Genomic DNA, 17,775 nt, shown 5'->3' with positions numbered 1-17,775 from the left:
GCCGTGATAAGGTATCCGTAACCTATGGAACTGAACGAGGCGAGAAGGATCAGCCATTTGACCTGCGAGGGCACCTTGAGGCTGGCCGCCTTCTTTTCATTTTTAGTCACTTGCCTGTTCATGATCATTAACCTGTGCCCTTCGATGGTTTGAATTCGCTAAGATGACCTTGTAAATTCAAATGTCAGCTATTTACTGCCTACTGTTTAACATGGAGAGGTCGGTGATGGGGGAGTTCCACATCTGAGCTACATACTGTGTCAGCCATCCTTGAACGCGGGTAATGACCTGCAGCTAAAGTCGAAATCGTCTGTGTACCTTCCCTCGCTCTCAAACTTTATGTCCGGGCGGGTCCAATCATTAACTAATGACCGAGGCAAGCGTTGGGGAGACGTTTCAAAAGGAGACCAAGCATCGCCGGGACCGATTGGTCGGTAGGAGGATGGACTGGGACAAGAGGCCAGATACCTACAAGACCTATCCAGACCGGGCCAGGATTAAACTCCCTGAACGGAGACACCCGATCGCTCCATTGGACCAGACCTTGAGGTCCAGAAAGAGCGTGCGCGACTTTGAGACGGGACCCTTGGCATTGGAGGACCTTTCATATCTTCTCTGGGCCTCCACAGGCATCACCAGGCGTGAACGAGGCTTTGAGTTTCGCACCGCACCGTCCGCTGGTGCGCTATACCCCATCGAGACCTATGTGGCCGTCAATAACGTTCAGGGTGTGTCTCCAGGCATATATCATTACTCCATCACCGAGCATTCCTTGGAACTGGTGAGAAAAGGTGTTCTGGGAAGTGAGGTGGCACGAGCGGCGTTGGACCAGGGCATGTGCGCCAAGGCGCCGGTCGTCTTCATTTGGACGGCGGTCTTTGAGCGCTGCCGTTGGAAGTATGGTGAACGCGCCTATCGCTACGTATATTTGGACGCGGGACACGTGGCCCAGAACCTGGCCCTGGTGGCAGTATCCCTTGAACTTGGAAGCTGCCAGATGGCCGCTGCCTACGACGACGAGGTGAATGAGCTGTTGGGCGTGGATGGGGAGGAGGAGAGCGCGCTCTACATGAGCGTGGTGGGAAGGCCACGGAATTAAATAAAAAGCTGATGGTCGGCATGAACTATCGATCATCACTGGGCGAGAGATCGTAATTCATCTCATGATCAGCCCCAAGTGCAGCTCCCTTCTTTCTGAGAATGATAATATTGGCGTAAACGATTAATCGTCCCTAGGTAATTGTTCGTAGATCATCATGATCTGCCCCACGTGTAAGTCCCGCCCCACTGAGACCGATAATTATTGTATGGAGTGCGGTACGCCGAAGTCTAATTTCTTGATGGGTGCAGCAATGCCCGCGCCCATTGTCCCCTCTCCGCCGGTGCAGCCGGTACAGCAGTCCCAACCTTATTCTCAACCGATACCTCGACCGGGCTATGTCCCACCCCCATCGGCATATCAGCAACCGCACGACCAACCCGCTCCCTGGCTAGCGCAGCCTTTCCCGCAACGAACCTACCCCTCGGTGCAGGCGCCGCAATCTCAACCACCATTACCTTATTCACCTCCTGCTCCGCAGCAGACACCTGCTCAAATGCCACCGACCTATCAGTCCCAGCCGGTATCGGCACTCCCGCGGCCTGTCCCACCGGTCCAACCACCTGTACAGTATTCACCACCTGCTCCGCAGCAGGCGTACCCTTCGGTGCAGACACCGCAATCCCAACCACCTCAGACCTCCCCGGTCATTTCCAATGTTGGACCGTCGAGAGCCCCGCTTGGTCTGCCTGCCTTGTTACCGCAGATCGTCATGGCCACAGCCCTCCGTCCGAACGAGAGACCGATGCAAATATGGAGGGCGGGGCTGGAAATGCCGAACCCCAATTTCAACGACGATCAACGCACCCCCATGATGAACGGATTGCTCCTTGCTACCGATCAACGTCTGGCGTTCGTTGAGGAAAAAGGAATTTTCAGTAAGACCTACATGGTCAGGGAGAACATTGAGTTCGGTCAGATATACCATTGGCAACTGCATCGGTTCATGCGCATGAAAACGTTACAGGTGGACCTAATGGGAGGGCACGGTGGAAGAAAGATCTTCCAGAACATATACGAGGTGGACCCGATGACCATGAGGGCTTTGAACCCCCTGCCCGCGGAACAGGTACAGGGATTGCTTGAGACCCTGATTCGCAACCCGGTTCGTGTGTAAGGTCAATCGTCGAACTGCTCGGCCATGCTCTTCCTGACCATTGAATACTTGGTCAGGGTAGCTTCTATCATCTGGTCGAACACCCCGGGCAATTCCCTTTCCAGGACCTTGAGCCCCTGCTCGGTGATACCGCCCTTGGTGGCCACCTTGCTCTTCAACTCCTCCACGCCGATACCGTTTTGGAGAGCGAGCGCGACTCCGACCAAGGTCTCCAGGACCATGCCCCATGCCTCTTCGGGAACGATCTGCCCATGGCGAACGCCGGCAGATGAGAACTGTCCCATCATCTCGGCGATCAGGGCGGGGCCGCAGCTGGTGAGATCGGCGGCCACATCGAGCTTTTCCTCAGGAACGATCTTGACCATGGACGCCTTGCGCAGCATGTTCTCCAGTATGTCCCTTTGTTCAGATGTGACCCGGGAGCCGTAGCAGACCAGCGAAACCCCGCGGCCGACCTCCATTGTTATCGAGGGTATCAGTTTGCTCACCGCCCCTGGACATATCTTTTCTATCTGATCCAGGGTGAAGCCCCCGTTGGTGATGACCAGATGAGAGCCCTGGCGCTGAGACGAGATCTCTTTCAGCACATCGAGGACCTGGTCCGATCGTACGCTGACGAAAATGATACCACATTGTTCAGCCAGCCGATCGTTCCCTTTCACCACCTCGGCGCCAGGGAACCTCAGGCTGAGATCCTGCGCCTTTCCGGGGGAGCGGTTGGCCAACTTTACCTGCCCGGGCTCCAACCCTCCGTTGCCCAGCAACCCGATCGCTATTGCCGAGCCCATGTTTCCTAGACCGATGAAACCGACATTCAAGTGATGACCTTCGCAGTCGCAGAGGCGCCGCTCTGATTAAAGAGTACCGTTTTATCAGAGGCCGAGCTCGTCAGCAGCATTGACCATGCCGTCCAATGCCACCTGAAAGAACTCGTCCCGAGGGATGCCCAGCTGTTCACAATAGACGATACGACCGCGGTCCACGCCCTTGGCGAAGTCCTTGTTCCCGAACTTCTTGATGATGGACCTGACCTTGACGTCCACCAGCTTTTTAGAGGGGATGACGAGAGTGCAGGCGATGATCAGCCCGGACACGGCATCCGCCGCTATCAGTGCCTGCTTGAGATCGTTATCCACCGGTACCCCGGTGGCCTCGTAGTTGTGGGCAAGAATAGCCTGGATGATCTCCTCGGGCACCTTCCCCGATAGTATATCTTTGGCGATCAGGCCGTGGTCCTCCATTCCGTGGCATTCCTCGAAATCGATGTCGTGCAGTATCCCTGTGATCTCCCAGATATCCTGGTCCTGGCTCAGTCTTTGGGCCGTCTGCCTCATGACCGCCCCTACCGCTATCATGTGCTTCAGATTGCCCTCCTTTGAAACATGCCCTTTGACCAGATCTAGCGCTTCCGCTCCATTCATATGATGATCTCCCTGTGATAACATCCCTGATCGGTCATAGGTCTTTGCAGATCAGACTATCAACTTTCCGGCGGATGGTCCCCACATGGCATCGTAGATCGCCTCGATCTTGACAACCACGGCGGCCTTGGCAGGAAGCTTGGAGTTGACACCGTGTACCCATTTCCTCATCTCGTCGAACTGTGGGCCAGCCTTGTACACCTTGGCTGAGCCCTTCAGCTGATAGGACTTTTTAGTATCCGAATCGTAGCACAGCAAAGATATGCGTGGGTTCTCCGATAGGTTGGCCGCCGTCTTCAAGAAGAAGTTGTCGGCAAGTAATAGAGTCTCATCGTCCAGGATCTTCATCAGGCCGAGGAAGATGACGTTGGGCGTGCCGTCCTTGGTGGCGGTGGCGATCGGAATGGGCTTCTGTTTTGATAATGCTTCTTTGATCTCGGGCGGCATCTTAACCATTTATATCACAACGATAAGAAAGATTTAGTGGCCTATTAAAAGTAAGCTTTGTTTTTTCGCGATCGACCATGAAAGAACAGTGAAAAGGTCATAAAGTCGTCAGCCCATTGATTTCCCATGAGCAATAAAGACACTGTGTTGATGGTGGGGCGGCTCATGGAACTGGCCGCCAGGACCGCACCCAAGGCAACCGGTAAGGACTTCATCGAGACCGTTCTGTTAAGCGACGAGCAGAGGATCAAGCTAGGGGAAGAGATGGTCGATTACGGGAAGAGGCAAAATATATCTCACCATGAGAGGGACGGATACAATGTGCTTGCTTCCGATGCCGTGGTTCTGATAGGGCTACTTCCTCACCCAGGTGTAGGATTGAACTGCGGGGCCTGCGGTCTGAAAAAATGTGCTGAATTGAACACCGTGTCGGTCACCCAGGAATTCAAGGGACCGAGCTGCGCCCTGCGCCTGCTGGACCTGGGCATCGCCCTGGGATCGGCGGCCAAGGTGGCCATGGACATGAACGTGGATAATCGCATAATGTATAACGCCGGCGTGTCGGCCATCAAACTCGGTTATTCCCGAGCCAACATATGCCACGGAATTCCCCTTTCAGCGACCGGCAAGAACATCTTCTTCGATCGTAAGGGATGAATCACAAGGGACTGTGGTCCATCCCCACCTTGAAGGCATCGGCCACCGTCCTCCCTTTTGTGAAGTAGGGACCGCCAGGGCTCAGATACATGAGCATATCCAGCTTCTCCATGTCTGGGCGACCGTCGCTCAGGCAGTCCTCGTTCACATAGACCTCCTCCACCTCACCGACCACCATGTCCGTCCCCTGGAACTCCACGATGTCTTCCAGGATGAGCTCTATGTTCACCGGACACTCCCTCGCCATTGGTGCGGTGAGCGTCTTTCCAAAGAAGACGTCGAAGACCGCTGTCTTGTCCACCCGGTATCCGGAATGGGTGCCGCAGTAGTCGGTGGCTGTGACCGCGCTCACCCCTGGCAGATTGATGCTGAACGTCCCGTTCTCTTTGATCCCGTCCTTGGTCCGGCGTTCCTTACCCATCACCACCGCCATCTTTGGCGGCTCATCATCGATCATGGTGGCCCAGGCCACGGTGCAAAAATTGACCTTGCCTTGGACCTTGGCCCCCACTAGGACCACTGGGAGCCCCATCATTGGTACCTTTTTGCCGAGGGTCGTCTTTGCCATATGGATCATCTGAACTATGTCCCTGTTAGAATATCTATAGGGTCCTAAGAGAATTGGATCGTTCTCTGTATCCGGTTTCATGATGAGGGTCGGGGAAAACGCATAAATACTTTCATGCTATGCTATGACATAGCACGGTAACAGTGTTTATAATTTGGGAGGTAATGAGATGGCCGAAGCGAAGTCTGATATGCTGCCGTTCGCGGCAGACGCCTTGCACACCAACGCTCTGGCAGCGCCGAACGACGCTGCATTGAAAGAGGGTGGGGCGGATTATTACGGACTTCATCAGGTCATTTTGGGAATAGGACGCTCGATCCTTACTCCCGGTTCCCGGGTCTTGGACCTGCATTGCGACCTGCGAACACTGATGCCGCTGGTCATGGAGCACGAGGACCTGTGCAAGTTCGTTGTTCTGTCCCCTACCGAGGAGATGAACTGGACATGCTTCGACCGGCTGCGCACCCGGGTGAAACTGGGATTCGTGGACGCGGCTCATCTTTCCCTTCAGGACGGTTTTCCAGAGATATCCGCCCGGCTGATGCTCTCCTTGAACGCCCTAGGTGATCTGACGATGTCACGGCGTGTCGAGGTACTTGAATCGATGCACCGGCACCTGGAAAGAGGGGGTGCGGCAGTGGTCATGGAGATGGTGGAGACCGACGGAGACCGTGTGCAGAGCCATAGGGCGTTCGGGCACCCAGTGTTCAGGAAGCGCGGCTCCTGGTCGGTGGCGGAGTGGGAATCAGCTCTCATCGCGGCGGGATTCGGCAATGTCACCAAGATATGGTCGGATGAACGCAGAGTGGCCTGGCTGGTAAGGAAATAGATTCAACGGACATGCCAGCGACTCCCACCTCCTCATTAGGAATTGGGTTCCTGCTCCCGATCTTCTTGAACATCCCCATTTAATGGATCGTTCTGAACGGTTCTGAGTTGAGAGCTCAGCCAATGGAGCAACCTCTGTCATCGTCGGTTCGGAACAGGGGGGGACTTCGAGAGCCGGACTCGTTCATGCGGTGCATGATGTCCAATATGAGTATGGAATGGTCCGATAGCCCGTTCTCCCTCTCCCAATGAGAATACTTAGCCCATAAGGGATGCCGGATGTGCGGGGAGGCCAGGACGTGATCGGTCCTCATGCCCTTCCCGGACGAGGAATACCAGGAGTACTCCTTGGCCACCTGGTGATATTCCCGCCATACGTCCCGCCACCCAGTATCGAGCAGGGAGGAAAGGTGCTCCTGGCCCATGAAGCTGAGGCCTTCGGTATCCTGTTCCAGACCGGTGTTCAGGTCGCCGACTATGATCACCCGTCCCTGCTCATCAATGGTCTCCCGGGCGAAATTCAACAATGCCTGCCAATGCTCCAGTTTGATCGCCAGATCTGAGGCTCCGGGAATGTGCAGCGCCAACAATCTAAGGTCGGAACTTTCCAAGGATATCTCCATCCAGCGGTATCTGTGGCTATGAACCCGCTCCCCCGCCTCGGCCCGAATGGGCAACTTGGATGCCACCAATATCCCATTGGTGCGCGGCGGTGGTTGGGAGTTGAGGATATACGAGTAACCAAGCGCGGCCAGGGAAAGGGACACTTCGATCACCTTCTCTGGACGGAACTCCAACAGGACCAATAGGTCCGGGTCGTGTCGGCGAACAGCCTCTATCATACCCGGAAGGCGCTCATGGTCGCCACCGTATTGTAAGTTCCATTCCATTATTCGCATGGCCAGAACATCATCTGTTGCAATCCTATCTTAAATTATCCTTGAGAACGGGAGAACGATGGTCGGACCAAATGACGACCGTGCTTCTACAAGTGAGCACATACTAGTACGATGGGTGGCAAGATATGATTAATTAGGACCCTGTGGAATTATGAAGCTCGTGAACCTGGGCAACGATGTTTCTAGCTACCGCCTCCGACTCAATAACGGAGCGAGCGTCCCAGCCCTGGGCCTGGGCACCTATAAGCTTGTGGGCCGGCAGGTCTATAATCCAGTGAGGTCCGCTTTGGCCGTCGGATACCGTCACATTGATACCGCCTCTTTCTACGAGAACGAGGAGGAGGTGGGAAGGGCGGTCCGCGACAGCGGCGTCGTGCGGGAGGAGGTGTTCATCACCAGCAAGGTCTGGAACACCGATCAGGGTTACAAAGAGACGCTTGCGGCCTTCGACCGTTCCCTGAAAAGGCTGAAAACAGACTACCTGGACCTCTACTTGGTGCATTGGCCGGTCACCGGGAAACGATTGGACACCTACCGGGCCTTGGAAAAGCTGTATCGGGAGGGACTCGTACGGGCCATTGGAGTGAGCAATTTCACCGTCCGTCATCTCCATGAACTGTATGCCGCCTGCCAGGTGATGCCATCGGTGGACCAGGTAGAAATGAGCCCCTTCCTTTACCAGAAGGAGCTGATGCAGCACTGCCAGACGCGTGACGTACTTGTGACCGCCTATTCCCCTTTCGCCCGAGGAAAGGTGCTGGAGAACCCCACCTTGACCGATGTGGGGAGGAAGTACGACAAGAGCCCGGCTCAGGTCATAGTCCGCTGGTGTCTTCAGAAAGGCATGGCGGTCGTTCCCCGTTCCTCGAACGAAGGAAGGATAAGGGAGAACGCCCAGGTATTCGATTTCTCCTTGGACCGAGAGGAGATGTTGCGGTTGGATTTTCTAAACGCCGACCTGCGCACCACCACTGACCCGGACACCTACCAATGATGGAGCGCCGGGAAAGCATTAAGTCATCGCACCGTTGATGGAGTGCTGTATGATAGAGCAGGTGCCGAAGATCGCCATCTACCTGGATTTTGAGAACTTGGCCATTTCGGCCAAGGAGGTTTATCCCTTGACCCCCAGGCCACTGAGGATAGATGATATCCTGGACTACGCCAAGGGATACGGGGATGTGCTGATCAAGAAGGCGTTCGCAGATTGGAACAAACCGCCTTGCAACCAATATGTGGAGGACCTTAGGCTTAGGGCGTTCGACCTGGTGTTCTTGCCGCAGACCTCGCTCTCGGGCAAGAACGGGGCTGACCTACGCATGACCATCGATGCCTTGGAGGACATGTACGACAAGACCCTGCTGGACGTTTTCTTCCTGGGAACGGGGGATACCGACTTCATACATCTCATCCGAAAAATAAAGGAGCGGGGAAAGGAGGTGGTGGTGCTGGGTTTCGAGCACTCCGTTGGCCGCACCATCCGTCTCAATTGCGATCGCTTCGAATCGTTGGAGGACCTGCTGGGCAAGGCGCCTGCGCCCGCGGTCAAGGAGAAGAAGGAAGAGGAGGAGCTTGAGGATGATGCGCGGGAGCTCTTTATCCGGTACATCAAGAACCGCTCCACCGACGAGCCGGCCATTCTCTCACAGATCAAGAACGACCTCATGCGCCTGGACCCTTCGTTCTCGGAGAAGAAGTACGGCTTCAAGCATTTCAAGGACTTCCTTGACTCCTTCAAAGGGGACCTTTTCACCAGCATCAAGATGGATGACAAGGCCGGGCACCACCTGGTGTTCTTCAAATCCTATTCCGAGCTGACCTCGGACATCAACGAGACGCAGGTCAAGGAGTTCATCGAGAAGGACATGCGATATCTGAAGGACCAGGTACTGCGAAAAGCGCTTTACAAAGAGATCGTCAACCTCTTCCACGCCGATGGGGAGACGACCATCAACCAGATGATCGATGATCTGTGGTCCATCTTCGATAAGAAGATACCGAAGGCCACCTTGAAGCGTTTCTTGCGAACTATGGCCGAAGGCCGAATGTTCAAGTTCGCCAGCGTCAAGTACACCGGCAATATCTACACCATGCCCCAGATTCTCAAGGTGGACCTTCCATCGATAGATAAGCTGGATGACATCTACTTGCAGCGCATCATAGATCTGACGCTGAAGAAGTATTCTGGCGTACCGCAGGAAACGGTGACCAAGATCATGGGGCTCAGCTGAGCTCGTGCCTTTGTGAAGCGATGGCGGTCATTGGGTCGGACGTTCCTCTACCTGTCCCATGTTTCCATATCCATTATGACCCCTGGTACCAATTGAAGGTCATTCCTGAACTTGGCCCATAGACCGCGCCATGTTCTCTCGGTCCATGCGAAAGAAGGTCCAATCCAACTTCTGTCCCCCTTGTGCCACATAGAAAGCGATGGCCTTGACGTTCCAGTCGAGAGCGCACCATTCCAAGCGGCCGCAGCCCTTGTCCAGTGCCTCTTGTATGCAATGACGGAAAAGCGCCCGACCCACCCCGGAGCGGCGGTGCGTCTCCTGCACGAAAATGTCCTCAAGGAACAGTGTGGGAGCGGCCAGGAAAGTGGAGTAGGTGAAATAGTATGTGATGTAGCCTACCGGCTCGCCACCCATATTGGCCAGGAAAGAGTGGAACAATGGCGGGGAGGCGGTGATATGCGTAAATAGGCGTTCCCTGGCCTCCGGCGTTGGCGGCTCCAATTTTTCGAACTCGGCCAGCTCCACTATCAATGAAATTAGGGCGCCAGCGTTCTTTGGCGTCACCTGAACTATGGAAATTTCCTCTTCGACCATGCCCATGGCACCGATAATGCGTCACCAACATATTTGATCTCTCGATGCTTTTCATTATTCTGATTTTTCAGAATATTCAAATATGTAAGAGAGAGATACTGCCCATATGTCCCGGAAGAAGGAGAAGCATGAGGCGGACTGCTGTCAGCCGAAGGGGTCTGTGGACAGCAGATACGAGGTCGAGGCCGTGGCCACGGTGGACGAGAGGGGGCAGATGGTCCTGCCCAAGGCCATAAGGGATAAGGCCGGGATCAAGGCGGGGGATAAACTGGCCATTGTGACCTTGGTCCGTGATGGCAAGGTCTGCTGCATACATCTATTCCGGTCAGAGGACCTGGCCAACGGAGCCAGGGACATTTTAGAACCACAAGAGGGATGAGAGCGTGCCCTCAGACTACGCGTCAGATCCAATACCAACGGTAGCCCGACTTGGCAGGGAGGAACGATGGGACCATGCCAAAGCACGTTTGGGCTTCGACCGCATGGGCCACCACGTGAGACCGGGACTCTACACCCTTGGTTCAACGAACAGCGAAAGCAAGGTCCTTGTCACCGCTAACTACACCATGAGCTTCGACGCCCTTAGATCGGCGCTGGAGGGAAGGGATGCCTTCCTATTGGTGCTCGATACGCAGGGCATCAACGTATGGTGTGCCGCGGGTAAAGGCATCTTCGGGACGGATGAGCTGCTTAGGGCCATCGCGGCCACCCGGTTGGCGGAGAGGGTGGAGCACCGTGACCTGATCCTCCCCCAATTAAGCGCACCTGGAGTATCGGCGAAGGCGGTCAAAGAAAGGAGCGGGTTCACAGTGAAGTACGGACCGGTACGGGCCGAGGACCTGCCGGGATACCTGGACACAGGAGAGTGCACAGAGGACATGCGCAGAGTGCGTTTTGACCTGAGAGACCGCCTGGTGTTGGCCCCGGTGGAGCTGCGTAATTATCGATGGGGACTGATCCTGCTGATCCTGGCGGCCGTTCTGGTCCCGTTCTACGGGCTCATGGCGATAATATTGACACTGGGCGGCCTGTTCCTTTTCCCGGCTTTGCTACCCTACCTGCCAGGAAAGGCCCTTTCCTTCAAAGGCATGGTTCTGGGAGCGTTGCTGGTCACTCCTTTCGCCCTGTTTCAAACGTTTCCAACGGCGGACCTGGTGACCGTCATTGCCGTGGTAGCGGAATATCTTCTTCTGGTACCTTGGGTCGGATACCTGGCCTTGAATTTCACTGGCTCTACGCCCTTCGCCTCTCGGACCGGTGTCAAGAAAGAGATCTTCACCTACATTCCGATAATGGCCATCATGTCCGTTTCTGGCGCCTTCCTTTCCGCCTTTGGAGCGTTGGGTGTCGTGGGGGGATGGTTATGATTGAGATAGAAGTGCTTGATCTGGAACAAGGGTCGACGATCAAGCCCATCAATACATTGGTCTTCCATCCGGATCGCTGCGTCAACTGCGGCATATGCCTCCAGGTGTGCCCTCACCGTGTCTTCGCCCCGGGAGAACGCCGGGTCATGATGGTGAACGGCGCCGACTGTATGGAATGCGGCGCCTGCCAGAAGAACTGTCCCGCCAATGCCATCAAGGTCGACAGTGGGGTGGGATGCGCCTCGGCCATGATCATGGCGGCTTTGAAAGGTCGAGATGAGGTCAACTGTGGAGAGGATTGTTGCCGCTGACGTTCCGTTATCACGGCTCAAGCGGGGGCGTCCAGGTATATCTTCCTGATGGAAATTGGATCATGAATTTGGCACCCTTGTCAGGTTCCCCGCCCTCGCTGATGCTACCATCGGTCATCGATAGGATCTCGCAAACGAGGAAAAGGCCCTCTCCGGTATTTTGACCAAAGCCCCTATTGAATATCTTCTCCTTATGTTCGAACGGCACGCCCACCCCGTCATCTTCCCAAATGATCGAGAGACCATCCTTTGTCTCATTCGCGTGGATCGATATCCGCGTTGCTCCGTTCCCGTGGCGAACGGTGTTATCAGCTAGGCAATGGAACACGTTCGAGATCAGGGGATCGGCTTGGATCCGGATCCCTTGGAGGCATGTCTCTATCTCCATATCCCCCAGGCTCATCTTTGATAGTACCCCTTCGATCAGTTCCTGTATGTCATACCAGGCGGTTCCGGCGGACCCTATGGCCTGCTGCTCGTTGGCGAAACTCAGGTGCCCATCAGCGCTTCGAGCCCTATCGACCATTTTTTGTACCAGCTCTTTTTGTCTCGCATTAAGCTCCGTCATCTCCAGAAGCTGCAGGTAACCCCAGAGGGCGGTGAGGTCGTTCCTCATGTCGTGACGAATTATCTGGTTCAGGGTTTTCAAGCCCCGGTTGGCCCTTTGGATGTTCTCCTCCATCATCATACGATTGCTAATGTCGTGGAAGACCAGAACGGCCCCTATTGCTTTACCGTCACGCACGATGTCCGATGAGGATAGGCTGTAGTGTCGGGGAGCGCCATTCTGCTTCAGGGCTATCTCAAATTTTTGGGAACCGCAGGGGATGCTAAATCCTCGGGCCGCGGCCCTTTCCTTCAGGAACTCGATGTTCTCGTCCAGTATCCTCTGCCCGTGCTCGTTTGCGAACGTCGTCCGCATGGAGGAATTGAGTATCAGGATGGCGTCTTCTATTCCGACCATGGCCTCCCGAAACCTGATGATCTCCAGATCGACGAACTCGGACCTGCGCTCGCCTATGAATATCCACACGGCGGTCAAGGTCAGACCGATGGACATGATGTCCACCACGGGGTCGTCCCTTGCGCTGAACACATAGAACACTCCGAACACCATGATGATGATCATCCCCCCCATGAGGGTCCATAGGGCCTTCCTCCGATACAGGGGAGTGTCCACCATGGCCTTTGCCATGAGGGCAGTTGTCGTACCGATCACCACCAGGAAATAGGCCATCCAAAAGAGGAATAGGGGGCCGTAGTCCGCATTTAACAGATAGAAACCGTGGCTATGCACGATGTCCATGGAAACATAGAATAGATTGTGCCATTGATTGGTGCCGTTGAAGATCAGGGTGAGTATGCCAGGAATGCCGAAGATGAGGACGTTCTTGGGGGTCACCCACCTACCCATCCCCACATATTGTATCACGAATATCAACAAGGTCAGCAGGATTATGGACTCCGAGAGGTACTCCAGGAAGACCATCAGGAGGACCGCATCGATGTTGGGGGATAATTTCTCCCCCAGCAGTACCAGCGCGTTAATGCCTATGAAAGCGAAACAGATGGACATGGCAAGCCGGTGCTCGGTGCTCTTGCCGGTGTAGACCTTGTACGCCACCCAGAACGAGACGGCAAAGGCCACCAGACTGGGAATGATGATCAAAGCACTGTAGTAATCCATAGATCGACCCTGGGACGGCCGAACATCAATGCTGCATTTATAAGAAGTGTATCACCTGCTTATCATTCACGATCACTGAGATAGAATTCGGATCAGATCATATCCATATAATGCTCGGGATCGGTCTCGCGCATTTGTATCCTTGTTCTCATCGATCCAGATCAGCGTCCTCGATGGCCCGTCCATCATTGCGGAACCTCTTTTCCATACCCATGACCGAAGGCATGAAGAGGAAGATTACGGAGATAATGGCCATTGGTATTCCTGCAACGATATACCAGGCCTGCACGCCAAAGACATCGGCCAACGGTCCTGCGAGCAATAATCCGGCGGGCATCATTGCCGTAACACCGCTGCTGATCAAGGCGAACACCCGACCCTGCATCGCGAAGGGAACGCTGGCCTGCATCATGGCCATCATGGAACCGTTCAGCATGGACAGGGTGACGCCGATGATCAGAGCGGCAACATAGGCCACCAACAGCATGTCGGCCGAAAGCAGACCCAAGGTGATGATGCCCAGACTGAGGACCACGGTGGATATCAACATGGTGGACACCTTGCGGCGGAACCCTCCCCATATCCCGAGGACGATCCCTCCCATCAGCATGCCGATCCCAGCCAATACCTCCATGGCCGCGTACTCCCCCGCCCCGCCCCCGAAGTGGTTGATCACCAAAAGCGGCAACAGGGAGAAGGCCGGACTGAGCAGCATGTTGCCGATCATGAAAAGCATGATGATGGGCATGGCCCCCCTCCAGCTTTTAAGGAATGACAGCCCCTCCCTCATCTCCTTCATCAACGACGCCTTGATCTCCTTCCTCCTCTCCGGACTGGGCACCGGAATAAAGAGCAACGGTATGATGGCCACGGCCGCGGTCATCAGGTCCACGGAAAGCACTGCCCACATGGGCATCAGAGCGATGAGGACCGCCCCTGCCGGAGCGGCGATGACGTTGGCCAGTCCGTACATGGCCTGGTTGACGCCACCGATCCGAGCAAGGTGCTCTTCGGGCACCATCATTGATGTGGCCGCCTGCATGGCCGGCCAATGGAAACCGGAGAAGGTGGAGCGAGCGAACATGGTCAACAGAACCATCCACACCTGCGCTGAGCCAGCCGCGTAGGCCAGCATAAGGAGGAAAGCGCAGATGGCGACCAGTGAATCGGCCACTATCATGGTGCGTCGGCGGTCCCATCGGTCTACGTAGGCCCCCGCCCATGGGGTGATGAGGATCTGGGGCAGGACCCCCATCAAAGTGCCTAATGCCAGGACCGTGGCGGACCCGGTCTCCACTGTCAACCACCAGACCAGGGCGAACTGCACCAGACTGCTACCTATCAGGGAGAAGGCTTGGCCACCCCAGATTGTGAAGAAATCCCTTTTCCATGAACGACCTGTATCCTTCATTTACACCATGCCTAACTTATGAGTGGACACCGGTCATCAATCAGGTGGACAGATGTGACCGACCTTCCCTGTTCTTCCGGTCATTGAATCTCTTAGGCCAATATAAGGGTTGACGAATAGTTATTAAAAAATAGAAAAATGGCTGGAAGATGCCAGCCGTCACGGAAGTTTCAGGGGACGATGACGACCGGGACCTTGCTCAGCTGCGCCAGCCCGTGGGAGGTACTGCCGATCAGTGCCTCTTTGAACGGGGTGAGACCGCGAGTGCCCACCACCACAAGGTCGTGCCCCTTGGCCACCAGGAGCAGTTGTTCTATCGGATTCCCGAACTCCACTGAGGAGTGGAAGGGTACCTTCTCCATGGTCAGCGATCGTTCCGCGGCCTTCAGACTCTGCCCCCCGACCAAGGTGTCCTCCTCCATGTAGGTGGCCTTCCCACTGATCACGGCATGATCGGAAGGGGGGATGATGTGGACCAACGATATTTCGGATTCGAACTTTTTAGCCAGGACAGCCGCGAACTGCACCGCTCTAAGAGAGTTCTCAGAACCGTCCACTCCTACCAATATACGCTTTATCTGTGTTATGACCATCACCGTTCATTAATAGCATATAGGAACCCTAAAAGACTTCCCCCGTTCCCTTTATCATCGTTGAATCGCCATCATCTGGTGCGAGGAAACTGCATGAGAATGATCTGTTGGAACGTTAACGGCATCCGGGCGCTGTACAAGAAGGGGCTGGTGGACTTTCTATTGAAGGATGGTGCTGACATCATCTGCCTTCAGGAGACCAAGGCCACTGAGGCCCAGCTTCCACCGGAATTGCTGGACCTTCCCGGATATCATTCCTATTTCGTGTCCCCGGAGGAGAAGAAGGGGTACAGCGGGGTGTGCCTGTATTCCAAACAAGAACCGTTCAAGGTCATACCCGGACTGGGCAGACAGCGTTTCGATGCCGAGGGGAGGACGTTGGTAGCTTATTTTCGGGACTTCGTGCTCTTCAACATATACTTCCCCAACGGGAAGGCCTCACCGGAACGCCTGCGATACAAGATGGAGTTCTACGAGGAACTGTTGGAGGTGGCCAAGCGCACCGTGGACGCGGGAAAGAACGTGGTGGTATGCGGTGACGTCAACACCGCCCACCGAGAGATCGACCTGGCCCGACCCAAGGAGAACGAGAAGGTATCGGGATTCCTGCCCGAGGAAAGGCAATGGATCGACCGCTTCCTGGCCAGCGGGTTCGTGGATACCTTTCGACTGTTCGATGGGTCCCCTGACCGATACTCGTGGTGGGACATGAAGACCAGGGCGAGGGAGAGGAACGTCGGCTGGCGTATCGACTATTTCTTCGTCGATCAAGGGCTGAAGGACCGCTGCCGCAACGCCTTCATCATGCCGGAGGTCCCGGGCTCGGACCATTGCCCGGTGGGGTTGGAGCTGGACCTGGAGGAATGGGATGATGGTAATCAATGAGATGGCCCCCTCGGAGGACCCACCGAACAAAGCGGAAGCACCGTTCAGCATTCGACGTATGCGCCCAGAGGACTATGGAACGGTGGCCGCGATCTGGAAGGCGGCAGACCTCCCACATCAGCCGCAAGGTAGGGACTCGGAGATGAGGGTGAGGGAACAGCTCGAAAAGGATATCTCATTGTACCTGGTCGCCGAGTCAGATGGAGAGGTCATCGGATCGTTGCTGGTCACCCACGACTTCCGCAAAGGATGGTTGAACCGTTTGGCGGTAAGACCGGATCGGCAGGGGCGTGGCGTCGCCTCCAGCCTGGTGCGGAGAGCGGAGAAGGACCTGCTTGCTCGGGGTGTTGGGATCTTCGCCGTACAGATACACGGACACAACCTTACGTCCCGCAGACTGTTCAAAAAGCTAGGGTATGATGAGCATGAGGACATCGTATACTGCTCCCGAAGGATAAGCCCGGACGAGTGAGATGGTGGCATTGACAATTTTATATCCTGGCAGGACCTATTCCTGGAAGGAGGGAACAAAATGAGCGTGGTTCTAGCTACCGACGGGAGACCGCACACCTCAAAGGCGGTGGATTATGCCCTGGAGTACGCGAGGTTGCACCGGGAGGCTTTGTACGTAGTGTACGTCATAAGCCCCAGGCACGAGGAGAACCGGGAAGGGGCCTTGAGCGACGCCAAGCACCACATGGAGGAGATCAAGGTGCGAGCTATAGAGCAGGGAGTGGATGTCACCGTTCTGCTAGAATCCGGTCCCCCGGCGGAATCGATCGTTGCCGTGGCAGAGCGGGTCGGGGCCTCGGCTATCATAGTTGGTACGTCCGGCAAGACCGTTCTGGACAGGGTTCTTATCGGTAGCGTCTCGGAGCACGTGGTTCGCAACTCCCCCTATACCGTCATCGTAGTGAAATGATCTAGAGCCGGCCCAGGGCCTCCAAGAGACCCATGATGACCGTCCTAGGATGCGGGGGACAGCCCGGGATATATATGTCCACATGCAGAAATTTGTCCACCCCCGAACCGCAGGCGTAGTTTTCCCCGAACATCCCTCCGGATATGGCGCAGGTGCCCATAGCCGCCACCAGTTTAGGCTCTGGCGTAGCGTTGTACGTTTTCATCAACGCCTCCTCCATGCCCCTGTTGACCGGCCCGGTGATCAACAGCATATCAGCATGACGCGGGGAGGCCACGATCTTGACCCCGAACCTCTCGAAATCGTAATAGGGATTGGAGAGGGAGTTAACCTCGACCTCGCACCCATTGCATGAGCCAGCATCCACCTCTCGTATGGCCAATGATCTTCCTAGGACCCTACGGGCCTCCTCCTTGAGCAGCAGACCTGCCCGCTCAACGCCCCCTGCATCACAGATCAGGTCCCCTCTCGCCCCGACCGCGCGGCAGGTGCCAGTCATGGTGATCGCGTCCCGGGGACAGCTTTGTATGCAATCTCCGCACCAAAGACAGCGCCCGAGGTCCACCGACCATTTATCACCGACGGATATGGCCTGGGCGGTGCAGGAATCGGAGCATATGCCGCAGAGATCGCACAGGACAGCATCGGCTTTCGGGCTGCCGACGTTCTGATCCAGCAGTTCCTGGAGGGGAATGACCCTCTTTTTATTGAGCAGCATACTCCGAACCATTTTTTCAA

General features: G+C 55.5%; 22 protein-coding genes. 12 read left to right on the top strand and 10 right to left on the bottom strand.

Translation table 11 applies throughout. From position 1 onward, the window contains the following. Window positions 1–367 precede the first annotated feature (367 nt). Both VMW85_04765 and VMW85_04760 read left to right on the top strand, forming a co-directional pair. Window positions 368–1,099, top strand: coding sequence for a SagB/ThcOx family dehydrogenase (locus VMW85_04765; GenBank protein ID HUT27339.1), 732 nt, complete (start codon window positions 368–370; stop codon window positions 1,097–1,099). A 253-nt stretch (window positions 1,100–1,352) separates the two neighbouring features. After that, window positions 1,353–2,216 carry a hypothetical protein gene (locus tag VMW85_04760; GenBank protein HUT27338.1) on the top strand — a complete coding sequence of 288 codons (864 nt, stop codon included), beginning with the start codon at window positions 1,353–1,355 and terminating at the stop codon, window positions 2,214–2,216. 2 nt (window positions 2,217–2,218) lie between these two features. On the opposite strand, the gene VMW85_04755 is transcribed toward VMW85_04760, so the two are convergent. The 3 genes from VMW85_04755 to VMW85_04745 are packed head-to-tail and all read right to left on the bottom strand — an operon-like array spanning window position 2,219 to window position 4,093. Then, window positions 2,219–3,034: a pyrroline-5-carboxylate reductase dimerization domain-containing protein gene (locus VMW85_04755; GenBank protein HUT27337.1), complete on the bottom strand. Its 816-nt coding sequence runs from the start codon at window positions 3,032–3,034 to the stop codon at window positions 2,219–2,221. Window positions 3,035–3,088: 54 nt separating this feature from the next. After that, entirely contained in the window at window positions 3,089–3,637 is a 549-nt protein-coding gene (locus tag VMW85_04750) for an HD domain-containing protein (GenBank protein HUT27336.1), read from the bottom strand. Between the two features lie 51 nt (window positions 3,638–3,688). Then, window positions 3,689–4,093 carry a pyridoxamine 5'-phosphate oxidase family protein gene (locus VMW85_04745; protein HUT27335.1) on the bottom strand — a complete coding sequence of 135 codons (405 nt, stop codon included), beginning with the start codon at window positions 4,091–4,093 and terminating at the stop codon, window positions 3,689–3,691. A 117-nt stretch (window positions 4,094–4,210) separates the two neighbouring features. Here VMW85_04745 and VMW85_04740 point away from each other — a divergent pair, with 117 nt between their 5' ends. Next, the gene (locus tag VMW85_04740) at window positions 4,211–4,741 is read left to right on the top strand and encodes a DUF2148 domain-containing protein (GenBank protein HUT27334.1); all 531 of its coding nucleotides are present in this window, start codon (window positions 4,211–4,213) and stop codon (window positions 4,739–4,741) included. Between the two features lies 1 nt (window position 4,742). Here VMW85_04740 and VMW85_04735 read toward each other — a convergent pair whose 3' ends face one another. Continuing rightward, window positions 4,743–5,309, bottom strand: a complete 567-nt coding sequence (locus VMW85_04735; GenBank protein HUT27333.1) for a flavin reductase family protein — start codon at window positions 5,307–5,309, stop codon at window positions 4,743–4,745. 169 nt (window positions 5,310–5,478) lie between these two features. Here VMW85_04735 and VMW85_04730 point away from each other — a divergent pair, with 169 nt between their 5' ends. Then, window positions 5,479–6,138 carry a hypothetical protein gene (locus VMW85_04730; GenBank protein ID HUT27332.1) on the top strand — a complete coding sequence of 220 codons (660 nt, stop codon included), beginning with the start codon at window positions 5,479–5,481 and terminating at the stop codon, window positions 6,136–6,138. 115 nt (window positions 6,139–6,253) lie between these two features. Here VMW85_04730 and VMW85_04725 read toward each other — a convergent pair whose 3' ends face one another. Further along, window positions 6,254–7,027: an endonuclease/exonuclease/phosphatase family protein gene (locus tag VMW85_04725; protein HUT27331.1), complete on the bottom strand. Its 774-nt coding sequence runs from the start codon at window positions 7,025–7,027 to the stop codon at window positions 6,254–6,256. A 160-nt stretch (window positions 7,028–7,187) separates the two neighbouring features. On the opposite strand from VMW85_04725, the gene VMW85_04720 reads away from it, so the two are divergent. Beyond that, window positions 7,188–8,030 carry an aldo/keto reductase gene (locus VMW85_04720; GenBank protein ID HUT27330.1) on the top strand — a complete coding sequence of 281 codons (843 nt, stop codon included), beginning with the start codon at window positions 7,188–7,190 and terminating at the stop codon, window positions 8,028–8,030. A gap of 49 nt (window positions 8,031–8,079) precedes the next feature. Then, window positions 8,080–9,267: an NYN domain-containing protein gene (locus VMW85_04715; protein HUT27329.1), complete on the top strand. Its 1,188-nt coding sequence runs from the start codon at window positions 8,080–8,082 to the stop codon at window positions 9,265–9,267. Between the two features lie 99 nt (window positions 9,268–9,366). On the opposite strand, the gene VMW85_04710 is transcribed toward VMW85_04715, so the two are convergent. Next, window positions 9,367–9,861 carry a GNAT family N-acetyltransferase gene (locus tag VMW85_04710; GenBank protein HUT27328.1) on the bottom strand — a complete coding sequence of 165 codons (495 nt, stop codon included), beginning with the start codon at window positions 9,859–9,861 and terminating at the stop codon, window positions 9,367–9,369. 106 nt (window positions 9,862–9,967) lie between these two features. On the opposite strand from VMW85_04710, the gene VMW85_04705 reads away from it, so the two are divergent. Genes VMW85_04705 through hgcB form a run of 3 tightly spaced genes read left to right on the top strand, consistent with a single transcriptional unit; the run spans window position 9,968 to window position 11,539 of the window. After that, window positions 9,968–10,240, top strand: coding sequence for an HgcAB-associated protein (locus tag VMW85_04705; protein ID HUT27327.1), 273 nt, complete (start codon window positions 9,968–9,970; stop codon window positions 10,238–10,240). A 4-nt stretch (window positions 10,241–10,244) separates the two neighbouring features. Next, a complete protein-coding gene (gene hgcA / locus VMW85_04700; GenBank protein ID HUT27326.1) occupies window positions 10,245–11,228 on the top strand; it encodes a mercury methylation corrinoid protein HgcA in 984 nt (327 codons plus the stop codon). After that, complete coding sequence (gene hgcB / locus VMW85_04695) at window positions 11,225–11,539, top strand: mercury methylation ferredoxin HgcB (protein ID HUT27325.1); 315 nt, start codon at window positions 11,225–11,227, stop codon at window positions 11,537–11,539. The genes hgcA and hgcB overlap by 4 nt, the downstream gene beginning before the upstream one ends. Before the next feature lie 10 nt (window positions 11,540–11,549). Here hgcB and VMW85_04690 read toward each other — a convergent pair whose 3' ends face one another. The 3 genes from VMW85_04690 to VMW85_04680 form a co-directional block, all read right to left on the bottom strand. Next, window positions 11,550–13,226, bottom strand: a complete 1,677-nt coding sequence (locus VMW85_04690; GenBank protein ID HUT27324.1) for a histidine kinase N-terminal 7TM domain-containing protein — start codon at window positions 13,224–13,226, stop codon at window positions 11,550–11,552. 148 nt (window positions 13,227–13,374) lie between these two features. Further along, on the bottom strand, window positions 13,375–14,637 hold the full coding sequence (locus tag VMW85_04685; GenBank protein ID HUT27323.1) for an MFS transporter: 1,263 nt from the start codon (window positions 14,635–14,637) through the stop codon (window positions 13,375–13,377). Between the two features lie 170 nt (window positions 14,638–14,807). After that, window positions 14,808–15,230, bottom strand: a complete 423-nt coding sequence (locus tag VMW85_04680; protein HUT27322.1) for a universal stress protein — start codon at window positions 15,228–15,230, stop codon at window positions 14,808–14,810. Window positions 15,231–15,323: 93 nt separating this feature from the next. Here VMW85_04680 and xth point away from each other — a divergent pair, with 93 nt between their 5' ends. Genes xth through VMW85_04665 form a run of 3 tightly spaced genes read left to right on the top strand, consistent with a single transcriptional unit; the run spans window position 15,324 to window position 17,037 of the window. Further along, window positions 15,324–16,115, top strand: a complete 792-nt coding sequence (gene xth, locus VMW85_04675) for an exodeoxyribonuclease III (GenBank protein HUT27321.1) — start codon at window positions 15,324–15,326, stop codon at window positions 16,113–16,115. Beyond that, window positions 16,099–16,587, top strand: a complete 489-nt coding sequence (locus VMW85_04670) for a GNAT family N-acetyltransferase (GenBank protein HUT27320.1) — start codon at window positions 16,099–16,101, stop codon at window positions 16,585–16,587. Before xth ends, VMW85_04670 begins: the two co-directional genes overlap by 17 nt. A 60-nt stretch (window positions 16,588–16,647) precedes the next feature. Continuing rightward, complete coding sequence (locus VMW85_04665; protein ID HUT27319.1) at window positions 16,648–17,037, top strand: universal stress protein; 390 nt, start codon at window positions 16,648–16,650, stop codon at window positions 17,035–17,037. Window position 17,038: 1 nt separating this feature from the next. On the opposite strand, the gene nuoB is transcribed toward VMW85_04665, so the two are convergent. Then, window positions 17,039–17,767, bottom strand: coding sequence for an NADH-quinone oxidoreductase subunit NuoB (gene nuoB, locus VMW85_04660; GenBank protein ID HUT27318.1), 729 nt, complete (start codon window positions 17,765–17,767; stop codon window positions 17,039–17,041). Window positions 17,768–17,775: the final 8 nt, after the last annotated feature.

It is taken from the genome of Methanomassiliicoccales archaeon (genome assembly GCA_035527755.1).
In the GTDB taxonomy this organism is placed as follows: domain Archaea; phylum Thermoplasmatota; class Thermoplasmata; order Methanomassiliicoccales; family UBA472; genus UBA472.
This window is presented reverse-complemented; position numbering and strand designations above follow the sequence as displayed.

What these genes read in the sequence shown, in the direction of transcription:
- VMW85_04765 (HUT27339.1), top strand. Translation starts at nt 368, where the DNA reads ATGACCGAGGCAAGCGTTGGGGAGACGTTTCAAAAGGAGACCAAGCAT.
- VMW85_04760 (HUT27338.1), top strand. Translation starts at nt 1,353, where the DNA reads ATGCCCGCGCCCATTGTCCCCTCTCCGCCGGTGCAGCCGGTACAGCAG.
- VMW85_04750 (HUT27336.1), bottom strand. Translation starts at nt 3,637, where the DNA reads ATGAATGGAGCGGAAGCGCTAGATCTGGTCAAAGGGCATGTTTCAAAG.
- VMW85_04745 (HUT27335.1), bottom strand. Translation starts at nt 4,093, where the DNA reads ATGGTTAAGATGCCGCCCGAGATCAAAGAAGCATTATCAAAACAGAAG.
- VMW85_04740 (HUT27334.1), top strand. Translation starts at nt 4,211, where the DNA reads ATGAGCAATAAAGACACTGTGTTGATGGTGGGGCGGCTCATGGAACTG.
- VMW85_04735 (HUT27333.1), bottom strand. Translation starts at nt 5,309, where the DNA reads ATGGCAAAGACGACCCTCGGCAAAAAGGTACCAATGATGGGGCTCCCA.
- VMW85_04730 (HUT27332.1), top strand. Translation starts at nt 5,479, where the DNA reads ATGGCCGAAGCGAAGTCTGATATGCTGCCGTTCGCGGCAGACGCCTTG.
- VMW85_04725 (HUT27331.1), bottom strand. Translation starts at nt 7,027, where the DNA reads ATGGAATGGAACTTACAATACGGTGGCGACCATGAGCGCCTTCCGGGT.
- VMW85_04720 (HUT27330.1), top strand. Translation starts at nt 7,188, where the DNA reads ATGAAGCTCGTGAACCTGGGCAACGATGTTTCTAGCTACCGCCTCCGA.
- VMW85_04715 (HUT27329.1), top strand. Translation starts at nt 8,080, where the DNA reads ATGATAGAGCAGGTGCCGAAGATCGCCATCTACCTGGATTTTGAGAAC.
- VMW85_04710 (HUT27328.1), bottom strand. Translation starts at nt 9,861, where the DNA reads ATGGTCGAAGAGGAAATTTCCATAGTTCAGGTGACGCCAAAGAACGCT.
- VMW85_04705 (HUT27327.1), top strand. Translation starts at nt 9,968, where the DNA reads ATGTCCCGGAAGAAGGAGAAGCATGAGGCGGACTGCTGTCAGCCGAAG.
- hgcB (HUT27325.1), top strand. Translation starts at nt 11,225, where the DNA reads ATGATTGAGATAGAAGTGCTTGATCTGGAACAAGGGTCGACGATCAAG.
- VMW85_04690 (HUT27324.1), bottom strand. Translation starts at nt 13,226, where the DNA reads ATGGATTACTACAGTGCTTTGATCATCATTCCCAGTCTGGTGGCCTTT.
- VMW85_04685 (HUT27323.1), bottom strand. Translation starts at nt 14,637, where the DNA reads ATGAAGGATACAGGTCGTTCATGGAAAAGGGATTTCTTCACAATCTGG.
- VMW85_04680 (HUT27322.1), bottom strand. Translation starts at nt 15,230, where the DNA reads ATGGTCATAACACAGATAAAGCGTATATTGGTAGGAGTGGACGGTTCT.
- xth (HUT27321.1), top strand. Translation starts at nt 15,324, where the DNA reads ATGAGAATGATCTGTTGGAACGTTAACGGCATCCGGGCGCTGTACAAG.
- VMW85_04670 (HUT27320.1), top strand. Translation starts at nt 16,099, where the DNA reads ATGATGGTAATCAATGAGATGGCCCCCTCGGAGGACCCACCGAACAAA.
- VMW85_04665 (HUT27319.1), top strand. Translation starts at nt 16,648, where the DNA reads ATGAGCGTGGTTCTAGCTACCGACGGGAGACCGCACACCTCAAAGGCG.
- nuoB (HUT27318.1), bottom strand. Translation starts at nt 17,767, where the DNA reads ATGGTTCGGAGTATGCTGCTCAATAAAAAGAGGGTCATTCCCCTCCAG.